Origin of the sequence: Streptomyces sp. R41 (genome assembly GCF_041053055.1) — a bacterium.
Classification (GTDB): domain Bacteria; phylum Actinomycetota; class Actinomycetes; order Streptomycetales; family Streptomycetaceae; genus Streptomyces.
This window is the reverse complement of the sequence record NZ_CP163443.1, coordinates 242226-265020: the sequence shown is the minus strand read 5'-3', so window position 1 is coordinate 265020 and position 22795 is coordinate 242226. Positions and strand designations below refer to the sequence as shown.

18 protein-coding genes and 2 pseudogenes are annotated in these 22795 nt (G+C 67.8%); 13 read left to right on the top strand and 7 right to left on the bottom strand.

From position 1 onward, the window contains the following. Positions 1-513 precede the first annotated feature (513 nt). Complete coding sequence (locus AB5J53_RS01375; RefSeq protein ID WP_369243805.1) at positions 514-831, top strand: hypothetical protein; 318 nt, start codon at positions 514-516, stop codon at positions 829-831. A 343-nt stretch (positions 832-1174) separates the two neighbouring features. Here AB5J53_RS01375 and AB5J53_RS01370 read toward each other — a convergent pair whose 3' ends face one another. Continuing rightward, positions 1175-1465, bottom strand: a complete 291-nt coding sequence (locus AB5J53_RS01370) for a zinc-ribbon domain-containing protein (RefSeq protein ID WP_369243804.1) — start codon at positions 1463-1465, stop codon at positions 1175-1177. Between the two features lie 274 nt (positions 1466-1739). On the opposite strand from AB5J53_RS01370, the pseudogene AB5J53_RS01365 reads away from it, so the two are divergent. From AB5J53_RS01365 to AB5J53_RS01355, 3 genes and pseudogenes are all read left to right on the top strand, one after another. Beyond that, a pseudogene (locus AB5J53_RS01365) lies at positions 1740-2084 on the top strand (hypothetical protein); the annotation flags it as partial. Positions 2085-2513: 429 nt separating this feature from the next. Further along, positions 2514-3719 carry an MFS transporter gene (locus AB5J53_RS01360; RefSeq protein ID WP_369243803.1) on the top strand — a complete coding sequence of 402 codons (1206 nt, stop codon included), beginning with the start codon at positions 2514-2516 and terminating at the stop codon, positions 3717-3719. 703 nt (positions 3720-4422) lie between these two features. Next, positions 4423-5385, top strand: coding sequence for a helix-turn-helix domain-containing protein (locus tag AB5J53_RS01355; RefSeq protein WP_369243802.1), 963 nt, complete (start codon positions 4423-4425; stop codon positions 5383-5385). A gap of 562 nt (positions 5386-5947) precedes the next feature. On the opposite strand, the pseudogene AB5J53_RS01350 reads toward AB5J53_RS01355, so the two are convergent. Beyond that, positions 5948-6342, bottom strand: a pseudogene (locus AB5J53_RS01350) (RNA-guided endonuclease InsQ/TnpB family protein); the annotation flags it as partial. A gap of 156 nt (positions 6343-6498) precedes the next feature. On the opposite strand from AB5J53_RS01350, the gene AB5J53_RS01345 reads away from it, so the two are divergent. The 5 genes from AB5J53_RS01345 to AB5J53_RS01325 all read left to right on the top strand — a co-directional run bounded on the left by AB5J53_RS01345 (position 6499) and on the right by AB5J53_RS01325 (position 9697). Further along, positions 6499-7422: an Ig-like domain-containing protein gene (locus tag AB5J53_RS01345; RefSeq protein WP_369243801.1), complete on the top strand. Its 924-nt coding sequence runs from the start codon at positions 6499-6501 to the stop codon at positions 7420-7422. A 561-nt stretch (positions 7423-7983) separates the two neighbouring features. Continuing rightward, positions 7984-8196, top strand: a complete 213-nt coding sequence (locus AB5J53_RS01340; protein WP_369243800.1) for a hypothetical protein — start codon at positions 7984-7986, stop codon at positions 8194-8196. A gap of 188 nt (positions 8197-8384) precedes the next feature. Further along, positions 8385-8633, top strand: coding sequence for an antitoxin MazE7 (locus AB5J53_RS01335; RefSeq protein WP_369243799.1), 249 nt, complete (start codon positions 8385-8387; stop codon positions 8631-8633). Positions 8634-8733: 100 nt separating this feature from the next. Then, on the top strand, positions 8734-9015 hold the full coding sequence (locus AB5J53_RS01330; RefSeq protein WP_369243798.1) for a toxin Doc: 282 nt from the start codon (positions 8734-8736) through the stop codon (positions 9013-9015). A gap of 202 nt (positions 9016-9217) precedes the next feature. Next, the gene (locus tag AB5J53_RS01325) at positions 9218-9697 is read left to right on the top strand and encodes a hypothetical protein (RefSeq protein ID WP_369243797.1); all 480 of its coding nucleotides are present in this window, start codon (positions 9218-9220) and stop codon (positions 9695-9697) included. A gap of 192 nt (positions 9698-9889) precedes the next feature. Here AB5J53_RS01325 and AB5J53_RS01320 read toward each other — a convergent pair whose 3' ends face one another. From AB5J53_RS01320 to AB5J53_RS01305, 4 genes are all read right to left on the bottom strand, one after another. Then, the gene (locus AB5J53_RS01320; protein ID WP_369243796.1) at positions 9890-10348 is read right to left on the bottom strand and encodes an SRPBCC family protein; all 459 of its coding nucleotides are present in this window, start codon (positions 10346-10348) and stop codon (positions 9890-9892) included. A gap of 258 nt (positions 10349-10606) precedes the next feature. Further along, on the bottom strand, positions 10607-11878 hold the full coding sequence (locus tag AB5J53_RS01315; RefSeq protein ID WP_369243795.1) for a sugar ABC transporter permease: 1272 nt from the start codon (positions 11876-11878) through the stop codon (positions 10607-10609). A 5-nt stretch (positions 11879-11883) separates the two neighbouring features. Next, positions 11884-12666 carry an ATP-binding cassette domain-containing protein gene (locus AB5J53_RS01310; protein ID WP_369243794.1) on the bottom strand — a complete coding sequence of 261 codons (783 nt, stop codon included), beginning with the start codon at positions 12664-12666 and terminating at the stop codon, positions 11884-11886. A 38-nt stretch (positions 12667-12704) separates the two neighbouring features. Next, positions 12705-13793: a substrate-binding domain-containing protein gene (locus tag AB5J53_RS01305; RefSeq protein WP_369243793.1), complete on the bottom strand. Its 1089-nt coding sequence runs from the start codon at positions 13791-13793 to the stop codon at positions 12705-12707. Positions 13794-14803: 1010 nt separating this feature from the next. On the opposite strand from AB5J53_RS01305, the gene AB5J53_RS01300 reads away from it, so the two are divergent. Both AB5J53_RS01300 and AB5J53_RS01295 read left to right on the top strand, forming a co-directional pair. After that, complete coding sequence (locus AB5J53_RS01300; RefSeq protein WP_369243792.1) at positions 14804-17347, top strand: SpoIIE family protein phosphatase; 2544 nt, start codon at positions 14804-14806, stop codon at positions 17345-17347. Further along, the gene (locus tag AB5J53_RS01295) at positions 17344-18426 is read left to right on the top strand and encodes a sugar ABC transporter substrate-binding protein (RefSeq protein ID WP_369243791.1); all 1083 of its coding nucleotides are present in this window, start codon (positions 17344-17346) and stop codon (positions 18424-18426) included. The genes AB5J53_RS01300 and AB5J53_RS01295 overlap by 4 nt, the downstream gene beginning before the upstream one ends. Before the next feature lie 300 nt (positions 18427-18726). On the opposite strand, the gene AB5J53_RS01290 is transcribed toward AB5J53_RS01295, so the two are convergent. Beyond that, the gene (locus AB5J53_RS01290; RefSeq protein ID WP_369243790.1) at positions 18727-19023 is read right to left on the bottom strand and encodes a hypothetical protein; all 297 of its coding nucleotides are present in this window, start codon (positions 19021-19023) and stop codon (positions 18727-18729) included. 465 nt (positions 19024-19488) lie between these two features. On the opposite strand from AB5J53_RS01290, the gene AB5J53_RS01285 reads away from it, so the two are divergent. Then, positions 19489-20448, top strand: coding sequence for a LysR family transcriptional regulator (locus tag AB5J53_RS01285; protein WP_369243789.1), 960 nt, complete (start codon positions 19489-19491; stop codon positions 20446-20448). Between the two features lie 224 nt (positions 20449-20672). Next, positions 20673-22628, top strand: a complete 1956-nt coding sequence (locus tag AB5J53_RS01280) for a collagenase (RefSeq protein WP_369243788.1) — start codon at positions 20673-20675, stop codon at positions 22626-22628. Positions 22629-22795 lie beyond the last annotated feature (167 nt).

Here is a 22795-nt window from a genome sequence, read left to right as displayed (position 1 = left end):
GTCAGGTGGTCCGGATCAAACTACTTCCCGCTTGAGCCGTACCCGCCTGTCGTACAGGCCCTGAGGGCGAGCGTGATCTCGCACAAAACACCGCAGCGGCCCCAACGTGCAATCCGACCCCCGGAAGCAACTTCTTACCGGTAGGCCCAATTTCGGTGACCGTATCCATCTGCGGCAGAGGCATCAAGGGCATCAAAAAGGTCGCTATTTTTCATGCGTGCTCTCCGGTCGCAGCGCGGTGCCGTCCTCATCTCGGCATTAGTAGCCCCCCTCTGTCTACGCAGCATGCATCAGGCGAGTCGACTGAAGGTGCGATTCTAAGGATGACGGCGGGACAGAAGCTTACGGAATGAACGCTCGTCCAGAATGCCCTTTTCCGATACGCCCATTTCCGTATTTCGCTGCCACCGAAACCCAAGTAAGTTCACCGGGCGCAACCTTCGAGTTCCGAAAATTAGAACCTTTGATTCCGGAGCGCGAGGGTGAACAGTCCACGTCTGGGAGGTGCACAAGATGGCAGCAGATCTTCTGGTCGAAATCGGCCCGTGTGACGATGACGCGTTCCTGTTCCTCAACGGGCGTCTGATCGTGCAGACTGGCTTGGGCGAGGTCCGGCGCTTCCAGCGCGAAATGCCTGATGGATCATACAACTTCCGCCTCAACGTGAAGAACACGGGCGCCTGGAGGTGGCAGGCCAGGCTCATCCTCACCATCAACGGAGAGACCCTGGCAGACGTCAACGAGGTCGGCGGGAGCGGCTTGTACACGGGCGATGTGTACGACCAGGAATGGCAGTGCAGGATCGAGAACGGGAAACTCGTCGAATTCTGACGCCCGACAGGATCGAGCCGTCTGGCCAGTCGACTGCATTAACTCCTCACCCACCCGTGGGAGGAATGCCGGCGCCCTGGTCTAGACGTCTCGTCTCCAGTTGCCCTCCTCGCGGCGTTTCTGCCATGAAGGCACCGCCGCGAGCAGGGCACCTTCAAGGTTTTCTTAGAAGGCGTGCGAATGCCACGGCCAACGTCTTCGCCTTCAGGTACGTGCATGGGCCTGAGGGCCGGCCCGCGGCCCCGAAGAACCTGATCGACCCCGATCGGAGAGGGCAGATCGCCTCTGTCCACGCCGACGACGACGCGCCCCGTGCGCGGGGAGCAGGCGAGCACGAACCTGCTCAGAACTGGTGCGGCTGCTGCTGCGGTTGCCCCACCGTCTGACCGCCGTGGCCGCTCGAGGCCTGCGCCAGCAGCTGCGCCGCCTGCTCCTTGGTCACTTTCTGCTCCGCACCGCAGAATGTGCACTGCGTCGTGTACTTCGTCGAGAACGGGAACAGCGGAACGAAAAAGAGCGTGAACTTCGTGACGCGCTTCCTGAGCGTGTGCGCGGAGGGATTGCCGCACTGGCCGCACACCAGCGTCAGTATCGCGAGCTGGTACAGGTATCCCTTGGTGCCAAAGATGATCATGCTGTGGTCCCTCACAGGTCAGTGCACGGAGCGGCGATGCGCGCTCACGGAGCACAGTCTCCTGCACATCGATGCGCTCGGCGGAATGCGCACCCGCAGCGTCATCTTTCGCCACCGCCTGAGGCGCGCGTCGCTGCCACTGCTCGGGACCATCACCGCAGGCGCGGGGAGCGCTCCCGGCACAGCAGAACCGAAGGCCGGTCCGGGGGACCATGCCCGCGGGCGCGGGGAGCACAAGAGCAGCACGTGATCACGCGCGTGCCACCCCCATCCCCGCAGGGCGGGGAGCACGACGACGACATCTGTCGACCCGTCGGGCTCGACGAGTCGCAGCTACCAGTACCGCGGGCAACTCGGCTACCACGCTGATCCGAACGATGTGGTCGCACGGCTGTGTGTTCGGCCGGCGAATTCAGGCGGACTCAGCTGCATTGTCAGGTCGGTGGCCGTGCACAACGTGATCGTGCGCACCCACCCCGACCTGGCGGAAGTCCTGTATCAGCCCTGGTGGCGCGACCGGCGTTCCGGGATGGCACCGACAGCTTCCATCAGAGCCCTGCCCATACACGCGCTCGGCGCTGCGCGGCGCCCACGTGCCGCCCTTCAGCCCGGCGCTTGAGGGGATGGCGTTACTCGACCGCCTCAACAACGAGCCCCGTTTCATGCTCGCCATGGACCTGGGCGCGGGCGACATGCAGCTCCTGATCAACCACGTCACCCTGCACGGGGCGCACCGCGTATAGAGGGCTGGGGAGCCGCAGGTTCTGGGTTGTGAGATACCCGCAGGGCGTGGCCTGACCGACGCTGAGAGGGAGCCCGCCACCGCGGCCGTTGCACCGGGGTGCACGGGAGGGGTTGGGCGCGCGGGCGGCACAAGGCGAACGGACACTCGTACGAACTCCGTACCCGTGGTGGCATAGTGGGGCCTCGTGCCGCGTGGTCCGGCATCGGGTCACACGCGTGCGGTTCGAGACAGGGGCGTTCCACACGCCGCGGCGGGAAGTCCTGTACTCCGCGACTTGTTGGGCCCGCGATCGGAGAGCGACGGATGCCGAGTGGACTTGTCGCGCTGGCACTCGGCGGTTTCGGCATCGGTCTGACCGAGTTCCTGATCGCTGGGCTGCTGCCGCAGGTGGCGTCGAGTTTCGCGGTGTCCGAGGCGGCAGCGGGCTGGCTGATCTCCGGGTACGCGTTGAGTGTCGCGATCGGCGCGATCGCGCTGACCGCGGCGACCGCGCGGCTGCCCCGCAAGGGGATCCTGGTCGGCCTGATGGCGTTGTTCGTCATCGGCAACCTGTTGTCCGCTCTCGCGCCGAGCTATCCGGTGATGCTGCTGGGGCGGATCGTCGCGGCGTTGTGCCACGGTTCGTTCTTCGGTATCGGCTCGCTGGTCGCCAGCAGCCTGGTCGCGCCGGAGAAGAAGTCCCGCGCGGTGGCGGTCATGTTCGCCGGGCTGACGGTGGCGAACGTGTTGGGCGTGCCGTTCGGCGCCCTGGTCGGTGAACGCTGGGGCTGGAGAGCGGCCTTCTGGGCGGTCACCGCGATCGGCGTGCTCGCGCTGGCGGGAATCGTCGCCCTCGTCCCCGGCTGGGCGGGCCAGGCACGGTCGCCGACAGTGACGGGCCGCTCGGACTCGATACCGCCCAGCGGCTTGCGGGCCCAGTTCCGTGCGTTCCGGTCCTGGCAGGTCTGGCTGACCCTGACAGCCACCGCGCTCAGCTACGGCGGGATGTTCGGTGCGTTCAGCTACATCGCCTACACGTTCACCGAGGTCGGTGGGTTCTCCTCAACGGATGTCGCCTGGTTGCTGATGGTGTACGGCGTCGGTCTGGTCGTCGGGAACCTGGTCGGCGGGCGAGCGGCCGACCGTGACCGTGACCGCGCCCTGGTCCTCGCCCTGCTCGGACTCGCCATCACTCTGGCCGTGTTCGGTCTGCTGGCCGGCAGCGCCACGGCGTCGGTGATACTGGTGTTTCTGATGGGACTGTCCGGGTTCGCCAGCGTGCCCGGCATGATCACTCGCGTCACCGACTTCGCCCACGGGGCAGCGCTGGCCGCCAGCGCCAACGTGTCCGCGTCCAACCTCGGCAACGCCCTTGGCGCCTGGCTCGGGGGCCTGGCCATCACCGCGGGGCTCGGCTACACCGCGCCGCTCTACGTCGGCGCCGGTATCGTCCTGATCTCCGTCATCGTCATGGTCGTTGCCGCACACCAAGCCAGGTCACCTGCTCAGCAGACTGACCACGGCATGTGAATGGATGTCGGTCAACCGTCGAGAACCAGCCCGTTCCTTGCGCACGTACTTGTCGTGGTCGTAGCGAGAACCACATGGAAGCTCTCAGGACCCGAGGCGCCCCTACAGGGCCAGGGCCGGGCCACGTGGCTTCGCCCCGGCGCCCGGGCTGCCACTCCGTCACCTCTCCCGTCACCCGGGAGGGTTGGGCCCGGAGGGGGCCCGGTTCGGCCAGACATGGTCTGGGCCAGGCGGAGCCTGGGAACTTCCCCCTGGTATCCCCGGGCTCCGCCTGGCGGCCCGTGGCCGCCCCGTACCACGGTCCGTCTGGTGCGGTCGACGGGCCTTATCCTCGCCGCCCGGGACTCCGCAGGTCATTGATGGCCAGCGCAGGAACTGTTGACGTTCCGCGCACGAGATACGGGGTGTTCGTGATCGAACTCGGTACGTGTGGTGTGGCGTGCCGCCTGCCGAGCGCTTCGATTGTTGGCGCACTGCTGGGCGGGTTCGCGCGCGGGGTGGCCGACCAGACGTGCGGCCCTCAGCGGTAGGGGGCGGAGAGTGAGACGTCGAACGCTGCGGCTGTCGAACGGGTCACGGCTGTCCTTGACGCATAACGCGCTTCCCCAGGCTGCTGATGGGCAAGAGCATGCATGTGGGGCGGAAGCGGCGCCCAGCCGTCTGTCTGCGGCGGCTGCCAAGAGGGGGGTGGCACTAAAGGGTGATGACGTTTAGTAGCCGGGACCTGCCGGCAGCCGAGCGATTCAGCTGGTTCTGCGATCTGGTGGCCCGCGACATGGCACCGCACGAGATCGTCACCGAGCACGCCTCCGACTTTTCCGCCTCGGCGACGCTGTTGTCGCTGGGCGATGGGATCGGTGTCTCCAGCGTCATGTTCCCCGCTATGCAGTCGATACGTTCGCGACGCCTCATCCGGCGTTCCGACCCCGAACTGTGGGTACTGGCACTGGTCGTCAAAGGGGCCATGCAGAGGGAGCAGGGCCGTAACCAGGTAGATCCGCGCCCGGGTGACCTGGTGCTCTACGACACCTCTCAGCCGTACTGGGCGTCGATCGCCACCGACGACGTGGCCCAGTCCATCGTGCTGCATCTGCCCCGGCGCACGGTGCCCGTTCCGGAGCAGGCGCTGCGTCGCATGGTGGCTACTGCGCTGCCGTCCAGGACGGGCATCGGTGCCCTGCTGAGTCAGTTGCTCGCTGGGCTCGTCGAGCAGGGACCGAAGCTGGAGGCCGGTCAGACCCACCGGCTGACTTCTGCCGTGGTCGACTTGACCACGGCGTTCCTGGCGAGTCTGAGCGACGTTGACGGACCGCAGACCACAGCGGCACGGCGGGTGGCACAACTGCACCAGATCAAGTCCTTCATCCGGTCCCGACTCGGCGAGCCGGAGCTCACCCCCGCGGCCGTCGCCGCGGCCCACCACATCTCGCTGCGCGCCTTGCACTACCTCTTCCGGGAGGACGGCAGGACAGTTGGCGAATTCATCCGCGAGCAACGGCTGGAGCGTTGCCGCGCCGATCTCGCTGACCCGCGTCTGGCTGGCCGGAGCGTTGCCGAGATCGCGATCCGCGCCGGTTTTTCCGATGCCGCCGCCTTCAGCCGGGCCTTCAAGTCACGCTACGCAATGCCCCCAGGCGAATACCGTAGAAGCCACGGAGAACCGTAGTCGCGGAACCTCGCCGGGCCGACTGGCTGATGTCCCTCGGCCGCCTCGAGTGGTTGCACCCGCACCCTGAAAATGGCGCCGGCCGGGTCCGTCGCCGGTCGACCGGGCCGGGTAGGCTCCAGACACCAGCTGATCACCGACGGACACGGAACTCCGCTCGCATGTCGGGGGGAGGGGGGCGGCGGGGCGCCCTCATCGACCATGCCGCGCCCACCGACCGTCCCACTCTCGCCCGCGCAGCAGATGCAGGCGGGCTGCTCCGGATCGCCTTCCGCCTCTATACCGCTGCCGTCGACGCCGGAGTTGCCCGCGCCCTGCAGGACGCCGCCGAGCTGCTGAAGTCAACAGGCCGACTGGAGGAGGGAACGAGGCTGGGGCGGTATGGGAGGCGGCCCGACAGGGCAGTAGCTCAGCCGTGGGAGGCGGCGGTTCCGTCCACCGAGTCCCAGTGATGCGCGCTTTGCCAATCCGCTGGAACCACAGCCAGATCTCGGTTGTCTCAGAGAAAGAGGACGTTGAGGCCAGACGTTGACTGCTCCCGCTCGTGACTCGAGGGGGATTCTCACGGCTCGCGCCGTGAGGCTTTCTGCTTCATCGCCGACTGCCCGCCCGGAGTGCTCCGTTGAAGTCTTGTACCGGCTCCACAGACAGAAACCACCAGCCCGGCGGCCCTGACATTGATGGCTGCATTCACGTCCCGGTCGTGGGTCGTCCCGCAGTCGTCGCATGTCCACGCACGGAAGCTGAGCGGCATCTTCTCGGTGAGGGTGCCGCAGGCAGAGCACCGCTTGGAGGAGGGGCACCATCGGTCGATGACGACCAGGTCCCTTCCGTACCAGGCAGCCTTGTACTTCAGCATGCCGCGCATCGTGGTCCAGTTCGCGTCACTGATGGCGCGGGCGAGCGTGGGCCTTTGACCATGGTGTGGTCGGTCAGGTCCTCGATCACGATCGTTTGGACGCCCCTATGACATTCAAGGGATCACGCCGGGACGGGCGGCCGCTGAAGCGGTCGGAGCAGGGCATAGACCTTATGGGCAAGATTCAGACGAAGAGCGGGGTAGACGTGAGGCACCGCACCACCCGCATAGGGTTTGCACTCATGATGGGCGCGATGCTTGTGGGCACCAGTGCCTGCGGCAGTGGGAGCCCGGCGAAGAAGTCCGTCGAGGGGAAGGACGGAGCGTCCGGGAAGGTGACCGCCAGCCCGTCGAAGCCCGCGGGACCGCCGATGCTGCTGGATACGATCACGCCGCAGACCGGCACCACGGTCGGGGTCGCGATGCCGATCTCGGTGGTCTTCACCAACCCGGTGGCCGCCAAGGCGCGGGCCGGCATCGAGAAGCGCATGAAGGTGACCGCTTCCCAAACGGTCATCGGCGCCTGGCATTGGTTCGGTGACCGGCGTGCCGACTGGCGGCCCAAGACGTACTGGCCATCCGGCACGAAGGTGAAGATCGACGCCGATCTTGAGGGAGTCGCCAACGGCAACGGCCGCTATGGCACGCACGGCTACACCCACACCTTCACCATCGGTGACGACGTCCGGGCGGATGTCTCCGCCACGGGCCACACGATGAAGGTCACGAAGAACGGCAACCTGATGCGCACGCTGTCCATCAATGCCGGCAGTGCCCAGTACCCCACCTGGGACGGCACGATGGCGGTGATCGACAAGCAGAAGAAGGTCCACATGACCTCGTGCAGCGTGGGCATCAGCTGCAACAAGGGCAGCGCCGACTACTACGACCTGACCCTCCCGTGGGACGTCCACCTCACCCAGTCCGGCACGTATGTCCACTACTCCACCGGCGACCCCAAACCGGGCAGTGGCAGCGCCCGAGGCTCGCACGGTTGCGTCCACCTGTCGCTGTCCGACGCCAAGTGGTTTTACGGCCAGGTCAAACAGGGCGACCCGGTCACCGTCACTGGATCCCCGCGGGGGAAGGCCCCGGCCGACAACGGCTACGCCGCGTTCAATCTGAGCTGGGAGCAATGGCTTGATGGAAGCGGGGCGGGCGCCGTCAGCGCCCGCTGACCTACACCGTGAGTCTGTCCCGCAGGCTCGCGGGCACGGTCAGCCGGCTTCGTGAACATCCCGGGGGCGTGACCGGGCAAGAACCCGATCAGCGCTGCCGATGAGTTGTGAGGCGACCACTGGCAGGGGCCGCGGTGCACACCCAGCGCTGCTACGGGACTGGGCACGGCACTCGCGACCTTCCGGCGCTCCGCGCAAGTCTCGGTTCGCCGCACGGATCAGCGAGCGCGCGAGGGTCGGGAGAGACCTTGGGTACGGCAGGGTCCAAAGCTCGATGTCCCGTGGCGATCTCATGGCCCGGCACGGGAAGAAGTGAAGTGCATGCTCACGACGATCAGCTTCGTCTCATCGGCTGCCTCGGCTACATGGGATGACTACCGGAGCTGCGCGCGACGGACATCACCGCGGTTCCCGAGGCCCCCACCCGCCGGTCCCGTATGCCGGGCACGTGACGAACCTACGGATCTGGACCGGCTCCCGATAGATCATCGCCGTAAGGGTGCTCCAGCGGGTGGCCGCGCCCAGCGTGCGGCCTGTGCCAGGTCGCCGCACGCTGGTGGCATGCCTGAGCGCCGCGTAATCGTCTACCCGCCGTCCGAGTCCGGCGGCCGCGGGGTGCGCGTCGACAGTACGATCCTCGGCACGGCCTACTCGCTGCACGATCTCACGGTGTTCTTGCGGGGCGCCGGCCTGCCGGACTGGGACGAACTGGATGTCGCAGAGTCGGGGTTGATCGAGTGGCATGGGGGCGGTCCGGAGGTATGGAGGCGCTGAACGAGCGCCCGTTTGGGGTAGGTGCGGGGGCGCGGTGCACGCCGCCTACGGCATCGGCCCACGCCAGGCGGCTGCTCGGCGCGGCTCGACGCGCATTGCGTGGGCCTGCTGACTGCCGGGTGGCCGCTTGGTCAGAGCCGCTCATGAGCTGGTAGCCAGAATGGTATGCCGAGCGGCATACTCGAACCATGGCAGACACCAGTGTCAAGATCGACGACACCACCAGAGACAGGCTCAAGGCCCTGGCGGACGGTGCGGGAATGTCCATGAAGGACTACCTGGCCAAGCTGGCCTCGGAGAAAGAGCACGAGAGGCAGCTCGAGACGGCAACGGCCGCGTTCCGCCGAGCCATCAGCGAGCCCGGAGTCATGGACGCCTTCGACGCCGAGTTCGGCGGGCTTCCGCCGGCTGGACACCACACCCAGCAGGCGGCCTGACCCTGTGGAACTGTACGTCGACCACCGATGGCTCCTGGAACGTCAGGAAGACATCCTCCGAGACGACTTGACCGTCAACGACTTCTCTGTCCTTGTCGGCATGGCAGCCCGGCACAAGGTCGATCCCCCGCGCCACGACCAGCACCATCCAGATGCCTTCTGGCGGGCCGCTGTGTTCCTGGAGGAGTGCGTCCTGCTGCGTCCCCTCCCAGCCCGCAACGAGTTCTTCGGGTACAGCGTGGCCATCGCCTACCTGGAAGCCTCGGAGGAACGCGTGGACACGAAGTTCGAACTGTGGCGGGAATTGATCCACCAGATCCGGGCCCTACGCCTGGACTCGTATGAGATCGCCGAACGGCTTCGATCCTGGCGAGCCCAGTAGTCACCCAGAGCGCGTCTCTTTGACGGGCTTGTCCAAGCCGGCCTCAGCGCTCTGCCACGTTGCCGCGGCCGCGTCACTCCACGGAGGGCTCGCCGTACTGCGTCCGGCGGCGGGGGCTCGACGCGGGTCCTTCACCCGTTGCGGCCGATGGGCAGCAAGAGGCCTCTGGTGTGGCGGCGTTGGTTCGGACAAGCTGCCGCGCATGGACTGGATACCGCTGCTCTCCACACTGACCGGTGCCGTTATCGGCATCGCTGCCACTCTGATCGCCGATCGCAACCGGTGGCGGCGCGAGGAGACCCGGCACGCTCTGGACGTGCGACGCGAGGTGTACACGGAGTTCGTCTCCGCGCTCAAGACAGCCGGTGAGGACATGCGCGCCGTCGCATTGGGCGATCACATGTCCGAGTCGGCGCGTGAGGCGGCCGTGCGGGAAGCCTTCCGCGCCACCGGCCTGTACACGGCGAGCGAACGCCTTTGGCTCGTGGGCCCGCAGCAAGTCGTGACAGCCGGGAATGAGGCGTTCCACAGCCTGCGCCGGTTGCGCGATGCCTACGCCCGGGGAGCCACCGTCGGCTCCGCCGAGGACGTGCCTCTGATCGCACAGCGTCGGAAGGCCATGGCCCAGATGCGCGATCTCATGCGTAAGGACCTGGGCATCGGGCCCCTGGGGATCGAATGAGCGTCGATCGCACCCAACGCCGATTGAGTGTCGGCATGTTGGCCTTGCGCGATCAGGGAGGGTCTCGATCGGCTCCGCATGGATGCGGCTGAGTGACGGCGCTGACCGGTGCTGTGGTTCGTGGGTGACTGATCCTGATCAACCCGTGCGTTGGCTCGACTGAGCCGGGCGGCGAGAAGGGCCGGTGAGGGATCAGTCCCTCTCGACCAGGCGGGCGAGGTTGTCCAGCGCCATCCGCGTACCCAACTCGTTGTCCTCGCGTGGCACGTCATCGGGAATGCCCTCGTGCACGATGACGACGTCCGTCGCGTCGCCCACCGGGGCGAGTGAGGTGGTCATCGTCATCGTGCCGCGCAGCGCATCGTCGGATGTCTCGAATTCGAACACCTCAACCACCAGCTCGTTGGGGACGAGTCGCGCGAAGTGGCCCTGGTAGGTGTCCGTGTGGGCGTCCGACTTTCCTGACCCGGCTGCGTCGTCGTAGGTGAGCGAGACGCGGAAGGTGCCGCCTTCGCGAGCGTCGAAGGCGTGGACATGGCTGGTCATGCCGGCGGGCACGCGCCACGCCGCCACCGCGTTCGGGTCGACGAGCGCTTGATAGACGGCTGCGGGGGCCGCCTTGACGCGTCGCGAAACTCGCGTGGCATACATGACAGCCAACGTACTGTCCTTGCGGCCGAGTCGTGGCCGTTCGGGCCGACATGTTCGGCCGGTCAGGCCCGGGCCTCTTACTTATCGGAGGCCGGACGCCACCGGAGGCCGCCTGGCTGCGCGCACATACCGCCGCACGCAACGCGATGGCCGGCGCCCTGCCGCACCGGCTCACCAAAGACAAGGGAGGCGCCCCGCTGCCTGCGCGAGGGCGCAGGTGCAAGGCCTGCCCAGCAGCATGGGCGGGGAGCAGTCAGCTCAGGCCCGCCCATGTGCCTCCTGCGAGCGTCTGGACAGTGAGTCGATGACCACCGCGGCGAAGAGCACCCCGCCTGTGATCACGAACTGAACGGCTGTGGGGGTGTCCGTGATCGCCATGCCTGAGGCGACCGACTGGATGACCAGCATGCCGAGCACCGCGGACCAGGTCGTACCGCGTCCTCCGAACAGGCTGGTGCCACCGATGACGGCTGCTGCGATGGCATTGAGCAGCAGGACGCCCGAGCCTGAACTCTGGCTCACCGAGGTGATGCGCGAGGCCAGGAACAGGCCGCCGACCGCGGCCATGGTGCCCGAGACCGCGAGCACCGCGGTCCGCACCCGCGTCACACTGAGGCTGGCGCGACGGGCTGCTTCGACACTGCCGCCGAGTGCGTAGACCTGCCGCCCGTAGTGCGTGCGGCGGAGAACGATGTCGAGGCCGGCCACCACCACGAGGAAGATCAGGAGGGCGAGCGGCAGGCCCTGGAACTGGTTGAGCACATACGCGGCGGCGAACGCGATCACTGCGACCGCTCCCGTGCGCAGCGCGGTTCCCCGGAGCGAGCGGTACGGCATGGCAACGGCCTTACGGCGCCGACTGCCCAGGTAGGACACGAGGAAGACCATGCCCGTGGCGACCGCCGCCACTCCGTAGGCGACGCCGGCGTTGGTGAAGTAATAGCTGGTCAGCTTGGCGACGAGCCCGTTTTCGTCGAAGTTGACGGTGCCGCTGTTCCCGAGGATGTAGAGCATGAGGCCGTTCCAGGTGAGCAGCCCCGCGAGTGTGACGACGAACGCCGGCACCCGGGTCTTGGCGAAGGAGTAGCCCTGGAGGGCTCCCGCTGAGGTACCCGCGAGCACCGCGACGATCAGGGCAAGCCATTCCGGCACGCCGTTGTTCACGTTCAGAACGGCGAAGACAGCCGCCGCGAGGCCGCTGATCGAGCCGACCGACAGGTCGAGTTCACCGAGCAGCAGCACGAAGACGATGCCGACCGCGATCAGGCCCGTGCCCACGATGTCCACGCTGAGATTGGACAGGTTCCGGGGTGAGAGGAAGTTTGCGTTGAGAGCCTGGAAGATGATCCAGACCGCGGCGAGGACGAGGACGACGGGGAGCACGCCCAGTTCACCGGCGCTCAGTTTGCGCCGGAAGACGGTGACCCAACCCTCCATGGCATGGGCGATGGTCCGCGTGCGGTGCGGCTGACGGGCCTCGGCCGTGGGTGTGGCGGGTTCGGCCCGCGGGTTGTCCGCCATGTTGCGCATCCCTTTCACCACCCCGCCTCCCGGTGGGCCATCCGGCGGGGCACGTTTTCCGCCGCGCCGGTGATGGAGGAGATGATCTGTTCGTGAGACGTGGTGCCCACGTCGAAGAAGCCGTTGTTACGACCGAGCCGCAGCACAGCGGCCCGGTCTGCGAGAGCCTTCACATCGCCCATGTTGTGGCTGATGAGCAGTACTCCCAGGCCGCGGTCACGCAGCTGGTCGACGAGGTCCAGGACCTCGGCGGTCTGCTCGATTCCCAGCGCTGCGGTTGGTTCGTCCAGGAGGAGCACCCGCGGGTCGCCGAGGAGCGAGCGAGCGATGGCGACGGTCTGCCGCTGGCCGCTGGACAGCGAGACGACGGGTCCGCGCAGATCGGGGACGCCCCTGGTCAGGCGTTCCAACAGGTGTCTGGTGCGGCGCTCCATCTCCACCTCGTCGAGGAAGCCGAACCTGCGCATCTCCCGTCCGAGGAACAGATTGCCGACAACGTCGAGGTTCCCGCACAGCGCGAGGTCCTGGTAGACGGTGGCGATGCCGAGGTCCCGGGCGTCGTGGGGGCGCCTGATGTCGACTGTCCGGCCCTCCCACTCGATGACGCCGTTGTCCGCGGGGGCGACGCCAGAGATCACCTTGACCAGGGTGGACTTGCCGGCCCCGTTGTCGCCCAGCAGAGCGACGACTTGACCGGCGTGAATCTCCAGCTCGATGTCCGTGAGGACCTCGACGACGCCGAAGCGCTTGCACACGCCGTGCAGCGCCAGCAAGGGGGGAGTCGGCACGGAAACCATCTCCTTCCCGGGGCACGGACCTGGTCGGAACCGGCCTGTCAGGTCAGCCCGGCCTTGTCGCAGGCGGCCCCGAGCCGGGGGGTGCAGATCTGCTGGATCGTGTACACGCCGTCTTTGACCAAGGTGTCCTCGATATTGGCGACGGTCACGGACAGCGGGGTGAGCATGACGGCCGGAACCGCCTCCGCACCGGGGGTCCTCACCGTGCCCGTGGCAATCCGGTCGAGGTTTTCACCGCGGGCTGCGGCCACAGCCATGGCGCCGCCGGCGGAAGCCTCGGGTCCGAAGGGTTTGTAGACGGTCATGTACTGATCGCCGCCGACAATACGCCGCACGGCTCCGAGTTCGGCGTCCTGCCCGGTGACAGGGGGCAGCGGGTTGACCTTGTTCGCTTTGAGGGCGGAGATGCTGCCGGCGGCGAGGCCGTCGTTGGCGGCGTAGACCCCGTCGATGTTGGCGACGCCGAGGGCGGAGATGGCGCCGGACATGTTCATGTGCGCGGTCTCCGCCCTCCAGTCGAGTGTGTCGTACGCTTTGCCGATCTTCACTCGCCCCTTGAGTACGGACAGTGCGCCCTTCTTGAACGCCACCGCGTTCGGGTCGCTGAGATCGCCGTTCATCATGACGATCTGGGCGTCGGGCACCTTGTTGCCCATGGCCGTCAGCAGTGCCCTGCCCTGGAGCCTGCCGACCTCTTCGCCGTCGAAGGAGACATAACCCGAGATCGGGCCCTCGGCGAGACGGTCGTAGGCAATGACCGGGATGTCTGCTTCGTGCGCCTTCCTGACCGTGGGGCCGAGCGATCTGGCGTCCACGGGCACGAGCACGAGGGCATCGACCCCCTTGGTGATCATCGAGTCCATCTGCTCCTGCTGGGTGGCCACATCGCCCTTGGCATTGGCGTGCTCGACCGTGCAGTCGTCGCACAGCTCCTTGATCTTCTTCTCGAGCAAGGGCCTGTCCTGTGTCTCCCAACGAGCCGTGGTGGCGTCCGGCAGGAGCAGCCCGATCGTCGGCGTGTTTTCCCCGTCGGGGTCGTTCTCGGCGCCCGACCCGCAGGCCGCTAGGGCAACGGCCGTCGAGACAGCGGTCAGGGTGAGGGCCGTGTCCCGTATGAAGGCCTTCATTGAGAGACCTCCCTTTTCTTTCCCCCTGTGTGGTCAGGGAGCGCTCACGGTTGCCTGGCCTCCATCGGGGATGAGGACTGGGTGCTGCGCCCCGTCGGCGTACGCCAGGTGGTTGGTGACCGGCTCAGGGGGGAGCAGCGGGGCCACACCGGCCTGTCGGGTCCGGCCGGCATGGTCCACGCCTGAGGGAAAGGCGCACGTGCGTCGCGGGCGTCAAGGTTCGTCGGCGGGGCGGCCGGGCCGTATGGGCCACGGGCGACGGGGCGTGATGGCGCAGGCCGCGTTGAGCCAGGTGGCACGCCGGCATGGAGATCCAGGCGAACACCCGTCCCTGCCTTCACGGGCAGCTGCGGCTCCGATGGTCGCGGGGTGGCGTCGCCCGCCCCGGCGAGGTGGGGACTCGGCCCGCCCAGCCCGGCACCGGTGGCTCCCTCATTGAGCATGGCGACACCCGGCCTCCTCACCAGCCCACGCGTCCTGTCGGCCCAGTCCAGCAGCCGACAGCCAGCCACTGTGCCGACGCCCAACGTCCGCCTGGAACAAACCGCGTGGACGTGGCAAGACGACCACGTCGTCAGTGTGGCACCGGCTGCGGTCATCTGCGAACGCAGCGGCTCCGGCCAGTGATGTTCGGCCCGGTACACCGTCCGAAGGGGGCTTCACTGCGGACCCGAAGCGGGCTTCCCGCAGCGGGCCACCCTCCGCAGGAGCGGTTTGCCGCGCCGCGGCCGGGCGATAGGCAGCACCTCCGTCCGGACCGCACCGCCTGCTGATGGGACAGGCGCGCTGCCTGGGCATGCAATCCCGCATGAGGTGGTTCCGCTCGGCCTCGAGGGCGCCCTCGACGCTCGGCCCGACGTACGAGGACGCCCGCATCCGGCGGCCGGGCCTGCTGGCGATGGCAATCAGGTGGATCTGTCTGGTTGGCCCTTATATGCGACTCTGGTAGGTGGGTGCCCCGATCTCGAGCTGTCGGCACCTGCGGCATGGACGGGAGGTCGGTTGCGGACATGCCTCATGACGGCCGTGCCCGGGCCGGGGTCTCGGAGCCGCGGGCATCCGAGGTCGACGCCGCAGACACCGGTTCACCGTCTCCGGTGCCAGAGGACGCCGCGAGTGATCGGGCCCTGACGTTCGCCGGAGCGGCGCTGGCAGCGGTCTACGTGCTCGGCGTCGGGAATGAAGTACTGCGGTTGGTGGAAACGGCCGGAGGCGCCACTTCCGAGTGCGGGCTCCCAGAGCTTCTGCCTCTGTCCGGAGGGTCACCAGCGGCGCACGCCTTTCGCACCGACCGGCCTCTATGGCTGAATCCCGTCACGCTCGCCTCCTACTCCGAGGGTGGGCCGTCGCCGCCGCGAGCAGAGGCGTCGCTCGGTGCGCTGCCACTCGGAACGGAGGGTAGTCGGCTGGGCTGCCTCGTCGTCGTGGGCGCCTGCGCGGACGGCTTCGAGGCCGAGCAACGGCGCTTCCTGGAGCGGTACGCCGACGCGGTCACCGGTGTGCTCCAGGCCGGGGCCGGCCGACCCACGCCGTCGTCGCTGCTGAGTACCGCCCTGCGGAGCCTGCGCGTCGGCTCATTCGTCCTGGCGCCGGACACAGGCCTGATTGAGGCGGACGAGACACTGCTCGAGCTGGTCGGCATCACGCCGGATGACTTCGACGGCAAGGCGGACACCCTGCTCGCGCACGCACTCCCGGAGGACATGCCCGCGCTGATGTCCGTCCTGGAGCCGTCCACCCAGGCGTTCGGCCGGCGGGAGCTGGAGTTCCGAGTCCGCCGTCCCACTGGTGAAATGCTTTGGCTGAGCCTGAGTTGCCGTGTGGAGAGCACCGACGATCGGCCGGAGCAGGTGCTGGGCGTGGTGACGGCGGCCTCGCTCCTGCGCCGGAGTGCCGACGACGTTTCCAGGATCCAGTGGCTGACTGCCGCACTCGATGATGCCGCAACCATCGATGACGTCAGCCGAGTGGTGGTCACCGCGCTTCGAGAGCCGCTGGGCGCCGACCGGGTGGCGCTCGCCGAGTTGCAGGACGAGCGGCTCGTGATCACCGTCCTCGACCCGCCGCAGCCCGCCGCCTGGCCGGAGACCTGGCGTTCCGAGTGGCGTTCGGAGTGGCGTTCGGAGTGGCCCGACGCACCGGTCAGCGCCCTGCCCACCCTTCAGATGGCTCTGCGGGACGGGCGCATGGATCTGTGGCCCGCCGGCTCAGCCCTCGAACCCGGACTGGCGGACATCGGCACCGGAGGTCTGGCCGTCCTTCCACTTCCTGCCAAGGGCCGGGTCGTCGGCGTGTGCCTGGTCGGCTGGGATCAGCCGCACGAGTTCGTCCCCGAGGAGCGGTCCCTGCTGACTGCCACCGCGGCGCTGGTCGGGCAGGCACTGAAGCGTACGCACGCGCACGACGCCGAGCAGGAGCTCGCGACGATGCTGCAGCGCAGTCTGCTGCCCCGGCGCCTCCCCAAGTTGCCAGGGGGGACCGCCGTCGCCCGCTATCTGCCCGCCAGGCGGGGGTTGCAGGTGGGCGGCGACTGGTACGACGTCATCGCCCTCTCCGAGGATCGGGTGGCACTGGTCATCGGTGACGTTCAAGGACACAGTGCCGGAGCCGCGACGATCATGGGCCAGATGCGTACGGCAGTCAGGGCGTACGCGGTGGAAGGGCACCCGCCCGACGTGGTCGTCTCGTACGCGAACCGCCTCCTCGTCGGTATGGAGACCGATCTGTTCGCCACCTGCTGCTATGCCGAACTGAACCTGGAAGAGGGCAACATCCTGTTCGTCCGGGCCGGGCACCTGTCACCGCTGATACGGCATCCCGACGGCACTACCGAGGAGGTACAGGTCGAGGGTGGGCTCCCGCTGGGCGTCTCCTCGGAGGCGGAGTTCCCCATGACCGCAGTCGCACTGGCCCCCGGCAGTGTGCTCGCCCTGGTCACCGACGGCCTGGTCGAGGCCGCCGACCTGCCCCTCGACGAGGGTATGCACCGGACGCGCACCGCGCTCGCCGCGGCGGATCCGGCGGATCCAGGGCTGATGGCCGACGAACTGCTCGGCGACGTCGGCCGTCGCGAGGACGACGTGGCGCTGTTGCTGCTGCGCTACGACGGCATGAAGACCCGGCCGATACGGGCCGGCTGGGTGGTGTGGCGGTTGCCCGACGCCGTCATGCACGCCCGCCGATTCACCGCGCGCACTCTGCGGCGGTGGAAAGTCGAAGAAGTAGCCGATGCGGTCCTGCTGGTCGTGTCCGAACTTGTCACCAACGCCGTGGTGTACACCCAGGGTCCGGTCCGCCTCGACCTGACGCTCCGCGGGGATCGGGTGCGAGTCTGCGTGAGCGACACCTCGCCGCGTGCGCCCGCCAAGCCGGTGATCGTGGACTGGGAGTCGACCGGCGGCCGAGGCCTGCTTCTGGTCGAAGCCATGTCGGAGTCCTTCGGCTCGGTGCCGGTGGCCGGCGGCAAGCAGGTGTGGAGCGAGATCATTGTGCCGCAGCGCGAGCCGACTCCCGCGGACTCGGGGCCCCGCATGGCGCAAGGGGGTCCGCGATGAGGACCTGTACGTGCCACCTCGTCACGGCGCTCGTCGCGGGACTCATGGCCATGCCCCTGGCCGCCTGCGGAGGCGACAGCGAGGCGGGCACGGACAGCTTCGCCGTCGGTCTGCTGCTCCCGAGCCGAGCGGTTCCCCGCTGGGAGCAGTCCGACAAGCCGCTGCTCGAGAAGCGGCTGAAGGAACTGTGTCCCCACTGCACCATGGAGTACGCCAACGCCGAGAACGACGCGACGAGGCAGCGGCAACAGATGATGTCCATGATCACCAAGGGGGTCAGGGTGCTGATCCTCGACGCCGCCGACACCAGGGCGCTCCGCTCCTCGATCCAGGAGGCGGACAAGGCGGGTGTTCGCGTCGTCGCCTATGACCGGCTCGCCGAAGGCCCGATCTCGGGCTATGTCAGTTTCGACGGTGCGCAGGTCGGCAGACTCCAGGGCGAGGCGCTCCTGAAGGCCATGGGCGACAAGGCGTACGGCGGGAACGTCGTCATGATGAACGGCGATCCGACCAGCCCCAACGCGGCGTGGTTCAGGAGGGGCGCGATGTCCGTCATCACAGGCAAGGTGAAGATCGCCAGGTCGTACGACACCGTGGACTGGAGCACGGAGAAAGCCCACACCAACATGTCCGCTGCCATCGCGGCCCTGGGCCCGGACCGGATCGGCGGTGTCCTTGCGGCCAACGATTCCATTGCCGCAGGCGTCATCTCCGCTCTCAAGAGCGCCCGTGTCCGGAAGCTTCCTCCCGTCACCGGCCAGGACGCCGACCTCGACGCCGTGCAGCGCATCGTCAAGGGGGAGCAGTACATGACGGTGTACAAACCGTTCAGGGCGGAAGCCGCCGCGGCCGTCGCCATGGCCGTTGCCCTGGGACGCGGCGAGGATCTGCGCGGCGTCACCACGACGACGACCGACAGCCCCACCACCAAGGACATCCCATCCGTCCTGCTCACTCCGAGGACGGTGACGGTCGCGAACATCAAGCAGACACTGCTCAAGGATGGCGTGTACACCGTCGACCAGATCTGCACCCGGGAGCTCCGGCCCGCCTGCTACAAAGCCGGACTCGCTCGGTAACGAGGACCGGTCCCCGGGACGTTCCGCGTGATGCCTGCGGTCAACCTCGCAACCGAGGGATCATGATCAGTGCGGTGGAGGCCCGCCCTGTGTCCGCCGACGCGGGCACCGTGCGCCCACGTGTTCTGATGCGGCGGCCCGAAACGCCTCCGACAGTGCGGACCCGGCATCTGGGGCGGCGTGCCGCCGGCCGGCCTCCCGCGCGAGCAGCGGAGGACGCGGAATCTGTTGGGCCACCGTGCGAGTGAACGGGTCACGGGACCGCGGCTGCTTCGGGCTGCTGCTCCCACTCGCCCATGGCTACCCCTGGGGGATGGTGAGTTCACGGCCGCGGTAGAAGCCTTCCCGCTCTTCGACGACGTACGGGGCCATGGCCGCACGGCGCTGCGCCTCCGGCTCGGAGGCCCGCCAGGAGTCGCATGTCTCCCTGGAGTCCCAGAACGACACTCCGGTGATCTCCTGTCCGTCCTCGGACCAGTACGCGAAGGCGCGGCGCAGTCCGTGCGGGTAGGGGGTCGGGCGCCATGCCCGCTCGAACTCCTCCAAGGCGCCCGACTGAAGGCGGCGCGTCGTTACCCAGACGAAGTGCTCCTCCATCTCAGCCTCCTCCGCAGTACCGGTTCGGTTTGCCGGCCTCTCTCAGATCACCGTAGGTCCAAAACACCGCATCTGCCCGCGCGGCGATCGCGGCGCCCTCGAGGGTCACCGGCGCGGATACGGGCCGCGCCGGCCCGGTGGCATCGGACGATTCCGTTCGTGGGACCACCTGTACCGCGACACCGTCCGCCGCGGCGTATGGAGGTCTGGACCTCGGATCGCTCGGGCGCGGCCCGATGCTGGGCTGTCGGCCGGTCACCGCGATTGGGCGACGTAGCGTCTACTCACGGGCAGGCCTGCCCCGGCGGCCGCGTAGAGACTCGCGTGCCGAATGGCGGCGCATCCGTGTCTTGTGGGCGGGACGGCGCGATGGAACGCTTCCCCTCCGCTGGTGTGACCAGAGGGCGGCATTGTTGTCACGGTCGGGTGGCCGGGAGGCCCGGTGATCGGGCGGGGAGAGGGCGGATGGAGCTGGAGCTTCGGCATCTGCGCGTGCTGTGCGCGATCGCTGATGCGGGGAGCCTCGGCCGGGCCGCGTCGGAGCTCGGGTACTCGCAACCGGCCGTGAGCACGCAGCTTCAACGGATCGAACGCTTCTTTGGTAAATCGCTGTTCGAGCGCGGGGTGTCCGGTGTGAGGCTGACGCCATACGGAGCGGAGGTCCTGGTTCAGGCACGGGACGTCCTCGCACGCGCGGAGGCGATCGGGCTCCGTCCAGTCGGGGGCGCGGCGAGAATGCGCCGGATCCTGCGCGTGGCCGCGACCAACTCACCGGTTCTGTCGGGCATGGTGGTCCGGGTCCGAAGTCGGCTGCCCGATGTGTCGCTGACCGTGAGCAGCGTGTACGCGTCCTCTCGGATTGTCGAACTCCTGGAGGGGGGAGAGGTGGATGTGGCGATCGCCGCGGACTATCCCGGAATGGAATTACGCCACTCCGCCGCAGTGGCACATCGCGGGATCGTCACCGAGCCGACGTTTGTGGCCCTGCCGGCTCGTCACCGGCTCAGGCATCGCCCTCAGGTGGCGCTCGCCGATCTGGCGGACGATGCGTGGTTCGTGACACCTGACGACGGGGCCGGCTGGCCGGGAGTCTTCTATGCCGCGTGTGAGGCGGCCGGCTTCTCGCCGGTGGCGGTGCACGAATTCCTCGGCGACCAAGTGCAGTTGCAGAACATGATTGCCGACGGCCTCGGGGTGTCCTTGGTGCAGGCGACGCTCAGGCCGACCCCGGACGTGTTGATCAAACCGCTGATCGGCACACCGCTGTGGTGCCGCTACGTGCTGGCCTGGCGGCGTGACAGGGTTGCCGACGAAGTATCCGAGACGCTCTTCGTCTCCGCCACTGCGGCGTACCGCGAACTCATCGCGCAATCGCCGCACTTGAGGGCGTGGGCCTCGCGGACGTGGAGCGTGGCCGGGCCTTAGGCCTGGGTTCAGGCCGCACCGGGCTGTGCGCGGCTGCCTGCCTGCCGACCGGACCGGGCGTCCGGCCGGATGTCGTGCCGGATGGTGTGGCCCTGCCGGATGTTATGGCTCGGCGGTGCAATGTGCTATGTCACACCCCATTGTTGGCGGCGATGGGGATTGAGAAGGTGCCTCTCACGCCTCATCACCGCTTTCGAGGCGCATCTATCCGTGAAGGAGTCCAGATGCGCTACCGCTTCGCCCTGCCCAGATGCGTGGTCGGATCTCTCGCTGCCGCAGTCACCATTGCCGGCCTGCTGGCGACGCCGGCGTTCGCCGCGCCCCCGTCACCGGCTGACACCAACCCCGTCTCCGGATCCCGAAGCACGACGCCGCCCGCGCCACCGACCGGCTCGACCCTCGGCGCCTTGGACCGGGCCGTGCAAGCCCGAAGGGTGACTCCCGCCCAACTCCCGCCCCTCAGGGCGGCGACGCCCCCGCATGACCCGGCCGCCACGGCCGGACCGAAAGCCTCGCCGAGCACGGCCTCCTGCACTCCGGCCGACTTCGGCAGCCGGACCGGATCCGCACTCGTTGCATTCGTCAAGGCCTCGACCATGGACTGCGTCAACAGCCTGTTCGCCGTCACCGGTACCGACGCGCACAAGATCTTTCGCGAGGCACAGATGACCACCATCGCGAAAGCCTTCACGGGCGCGGCGAGGAGGTACGGCGGCGACAACTCGGCCCACGTGTGGCAACTCGTGCTGTTCGTGCGCGCCGGCTACTACGTGCAGTTCTACAACCCGTCAGACGTCGGCCCCTACGGCGCGGCCCTGAGCACAGCCACGGCAGCCGGCCTGGACGCCTTCTTCGCCCGCCCACATTCACGGGACGTCACCTCCGCGAACGGCGACATCCTCGGTGACGTCATCATTCTCACCGACAGTGCCGACCTGCAGGACCGTTACCTGAAGGTCTACCGGCGGGTGCTGGGCGGATACAACAGTTCCTACGACGGCATCACCAGCATGGTGGCAGCCGTCAACGACGTCTACACCCCTCTCTGGCGCGGCAACTGGAACACCGCCTACGTCAACGCGGTCACGGCCGACCCGGGCATCATCGACACCCTCAACGCGTTCGCACTCAACCACATGAACCTGCTGGGGACCGCTCGTGCCTATCTGGACTCCAACGCCGGAATGAACCTCGCCCGCTATGTCGAGCACCCCGCGCTGCAGGCCAGGGTCCGGCCGCTGGCCAACGGCCTGTTGAACGCCGCGGAGATCACCGGCCCCACAGCCCAGCTGTGGGTCGCGGTCGCGACCCAAGTGGACTACTACGACAAGGCCGGCTGCTCGTACTACAACGTCTGTGACCTGACCGGCCAGTTGACGAGAGCGGCACTGCCGATCACCCGCGTCTGCGACGCGACGCACACCATCCGGGCTCAGGCACTGACCGCCGCCGACCTCGACGCGACATGCGCCGGCGTACTGGCCCAGGACCCGTACTTCCACCGCCTCGTCAAGGACGAGGGCCCTATACCCGGCCAGTACGAATCAACCATCCAGCTCGTCGTGTTCGCCGGCCGCGCCGACTACCAGACCTACGCCGGGGCGATCTTCGGCGTCAGCACGGACAACGGCGGCATAACCCTCGTGGGAGATCCGGCCGACCCCCACAACCACCCCCTTTCGATCATGTACCAGAAGGACTACGACGACGGCTTCGTGGCCCGGATCTGGAACCTCAACCACGAGTACACGCACTACCTCGATGCCCGCGATGACATGAAGGGCGACTTCACCCAGCAGACCTCCGTCCCCGATGTCTGGTGGATCGAGGGTCTGGCCGAATACATCTCCTACAGCTACCGCGGCATCACCGACGACCAGGCCGTCACCGAGGCGGGCAGGCACACCTACACACTGAGCACGCTGTTCCAGAACACCTACGCCAACAGCGACGTGACCCGCACCTACCCCTGGGGCTACCTCGCGGTCCGCTACATGTTCGAGAAGCACCCGGCGGACATCCAACGCATGCTCGCCCACTTCCGAGTCGGCGACTACACGGGCGGTTACGCCGTCTACAACTCCGACATCGGCACCCGCTACGACGCCGACTTCGACGACTGGCTCACCACGTGCGCCGCAGGCGCCTGCGCCGAGCCGGGCGCAGGCGGCGGCCGCTGACACGGCGACCTCCGTCAGACGCGTTGGCCCGATCGACAGACCGATCGACTCCAGCAGCCGGGCATCACTCAGCGGGTGCGGCCTGTCATGGCCGACGACGAAACGGTCCCACCAGGCCGCCGGTCTGGTGGGACCTTCCTCGACCACTGCGCGCTCCTGGCCGCGCG

What these genes read in the sequence shown, in the direction of transcription:
- AB5J53_RS01375 (WP_369243805.1), top strand. Translation starts at nt 514, where the DNA reads ATGGCAGCAGATCTTCTGGTCGAAATCGGCCCGTGTGACGATGACGCG.
- AB5J53_RS01370 (WP_369243804.1), bottom strand. Translation starts at nt 1,465, where the DNA reads ATGATCATCTTTGGCACCAAGGGATACCTGTACCAGCTCGCGATACTG.
- AB5J53_RS01360 (WP_369243803.1), top strand. Translation starts at nt 2,514, where the DNA reads ATGCCGAGTGGACTTGTCGCGCTGGCACTCGGCGGTTTCGGCATCGGT.
- AB5J53_RS01355 (WP_369243802.1), top strand. Translation starts at nt 4,423, where the DNA reads ATGACGTTTAGTAGCCGGGACCTGCCGGCAGCCGAGCGATTCAGCTGG.
- AB5J53_RS01345 (WP_369243801.1), top strand. Translation starts at nt 6,499, where the DNA reads ATGCTTGTGGGCACCAGTGCCTGCGGCAGTGGGAGCCCGGCGAAGAAG.
- AB5J53_RS01340 (WP_369243800.1), top strand. Translation starts at nt 7,984, where the DNA reads ATGCCTGAGCGCCGCGTAATCGTCTACCCGCCGTCCGAGTCCGGCGGC.
- AB5J53_RS01335 (WP_369243799.1), top strand. Translation starts at nt 8,385, where the DNA reads ATGGCAGACACCAGTGTCAAGATCGACGACACCACCAGAGACAGGCTC.
- AB5J53_RS01330 (WP_369243798.1), top strand. Translation starts at nt 8,734, where the DNA reads ATGGCAGCCCGGCACAAGGTCGATCCCCCGCGCCACGACCAGCACCAT.
- AB5J53_RS01325 (WP_369243797.1), top strand. Translation starts at nt 9,218, where the DNA reads ATGGACTGGATACCGCTGCTCTCCACACTGACCGGTGCCGTTATCGGC.
- AB5J53_RS01320 (WP_369243796.1), bottom strand. Translation starts at nt 10,348, where the DNA reads ATGTATGCCACGCGAGTTTCGCGACGCGTCAAGGCGGCCCCCGCAGCC.
- AB5J53_RS01315 (WP_369243795.1), bottom strand. Translation starts at nt 11,878, where the DNA reads ATGCGCAACATGGCGGACAACCCGCGGGCCGAACCCGCCACACCCACG.
- AB5J53_RS01310 (WP_369243794.1), bottom strand. Translation starts at nt 12,666, where the DNA reads ATGGTTTCCGTGCCGACTCCCCCCTTGCTGGCGCTGCACGGCGTGTGC.
- AB5J53_RS01305 (WP_369243793.1), bottom strand. Translation starts at nt 13,793, where the DNA reads ATGAAGGCCTTCATACGGGACACGGCCCTCACCCTGACCGCTGTCTCG.
- AB5J53_RS01300 (WP_369243792.1), top strand. Translation starts at nt 14,804, where the DNA reads ATGCCTCATGACGGCCGTGCCCGGGCCGGGGTCTCGGAGCCGCGGGCA.
- AB5J53_RS01295 (WP_369243791.1), top strand. Translation starts at nt 17,344, where the DNA reads ATGAGGACCTGTACGTGCCACCTCGTCACGGCGCTCGTCGCGGGACTC.
- AB5J53_RS01290 (WP_369243790.1), bottom strand. Translation starts at nt 19,023, where the DNA reads ATGGAGGAGCACTTCGTCTGGGTAACGACGCGCCGCCTTCAGTCGGGC.
- AB5J53_RS01285 (WP_369243789.1), top strand. Translation starts at nt 19,489, where the DNA reads ATGGAGCTGGAGCTTCGGCATCTGCGCGTGCTGTGCGCGATCGCTGAT.
- AB5J53_RS01280 (WP_369243788.1), top strand. Translation starts at nt 20,673, where the DNA reads ATGCGCTACCGCTTCGCCCTGCCCAGATGCGTGGTCGGATCTCTCGCT.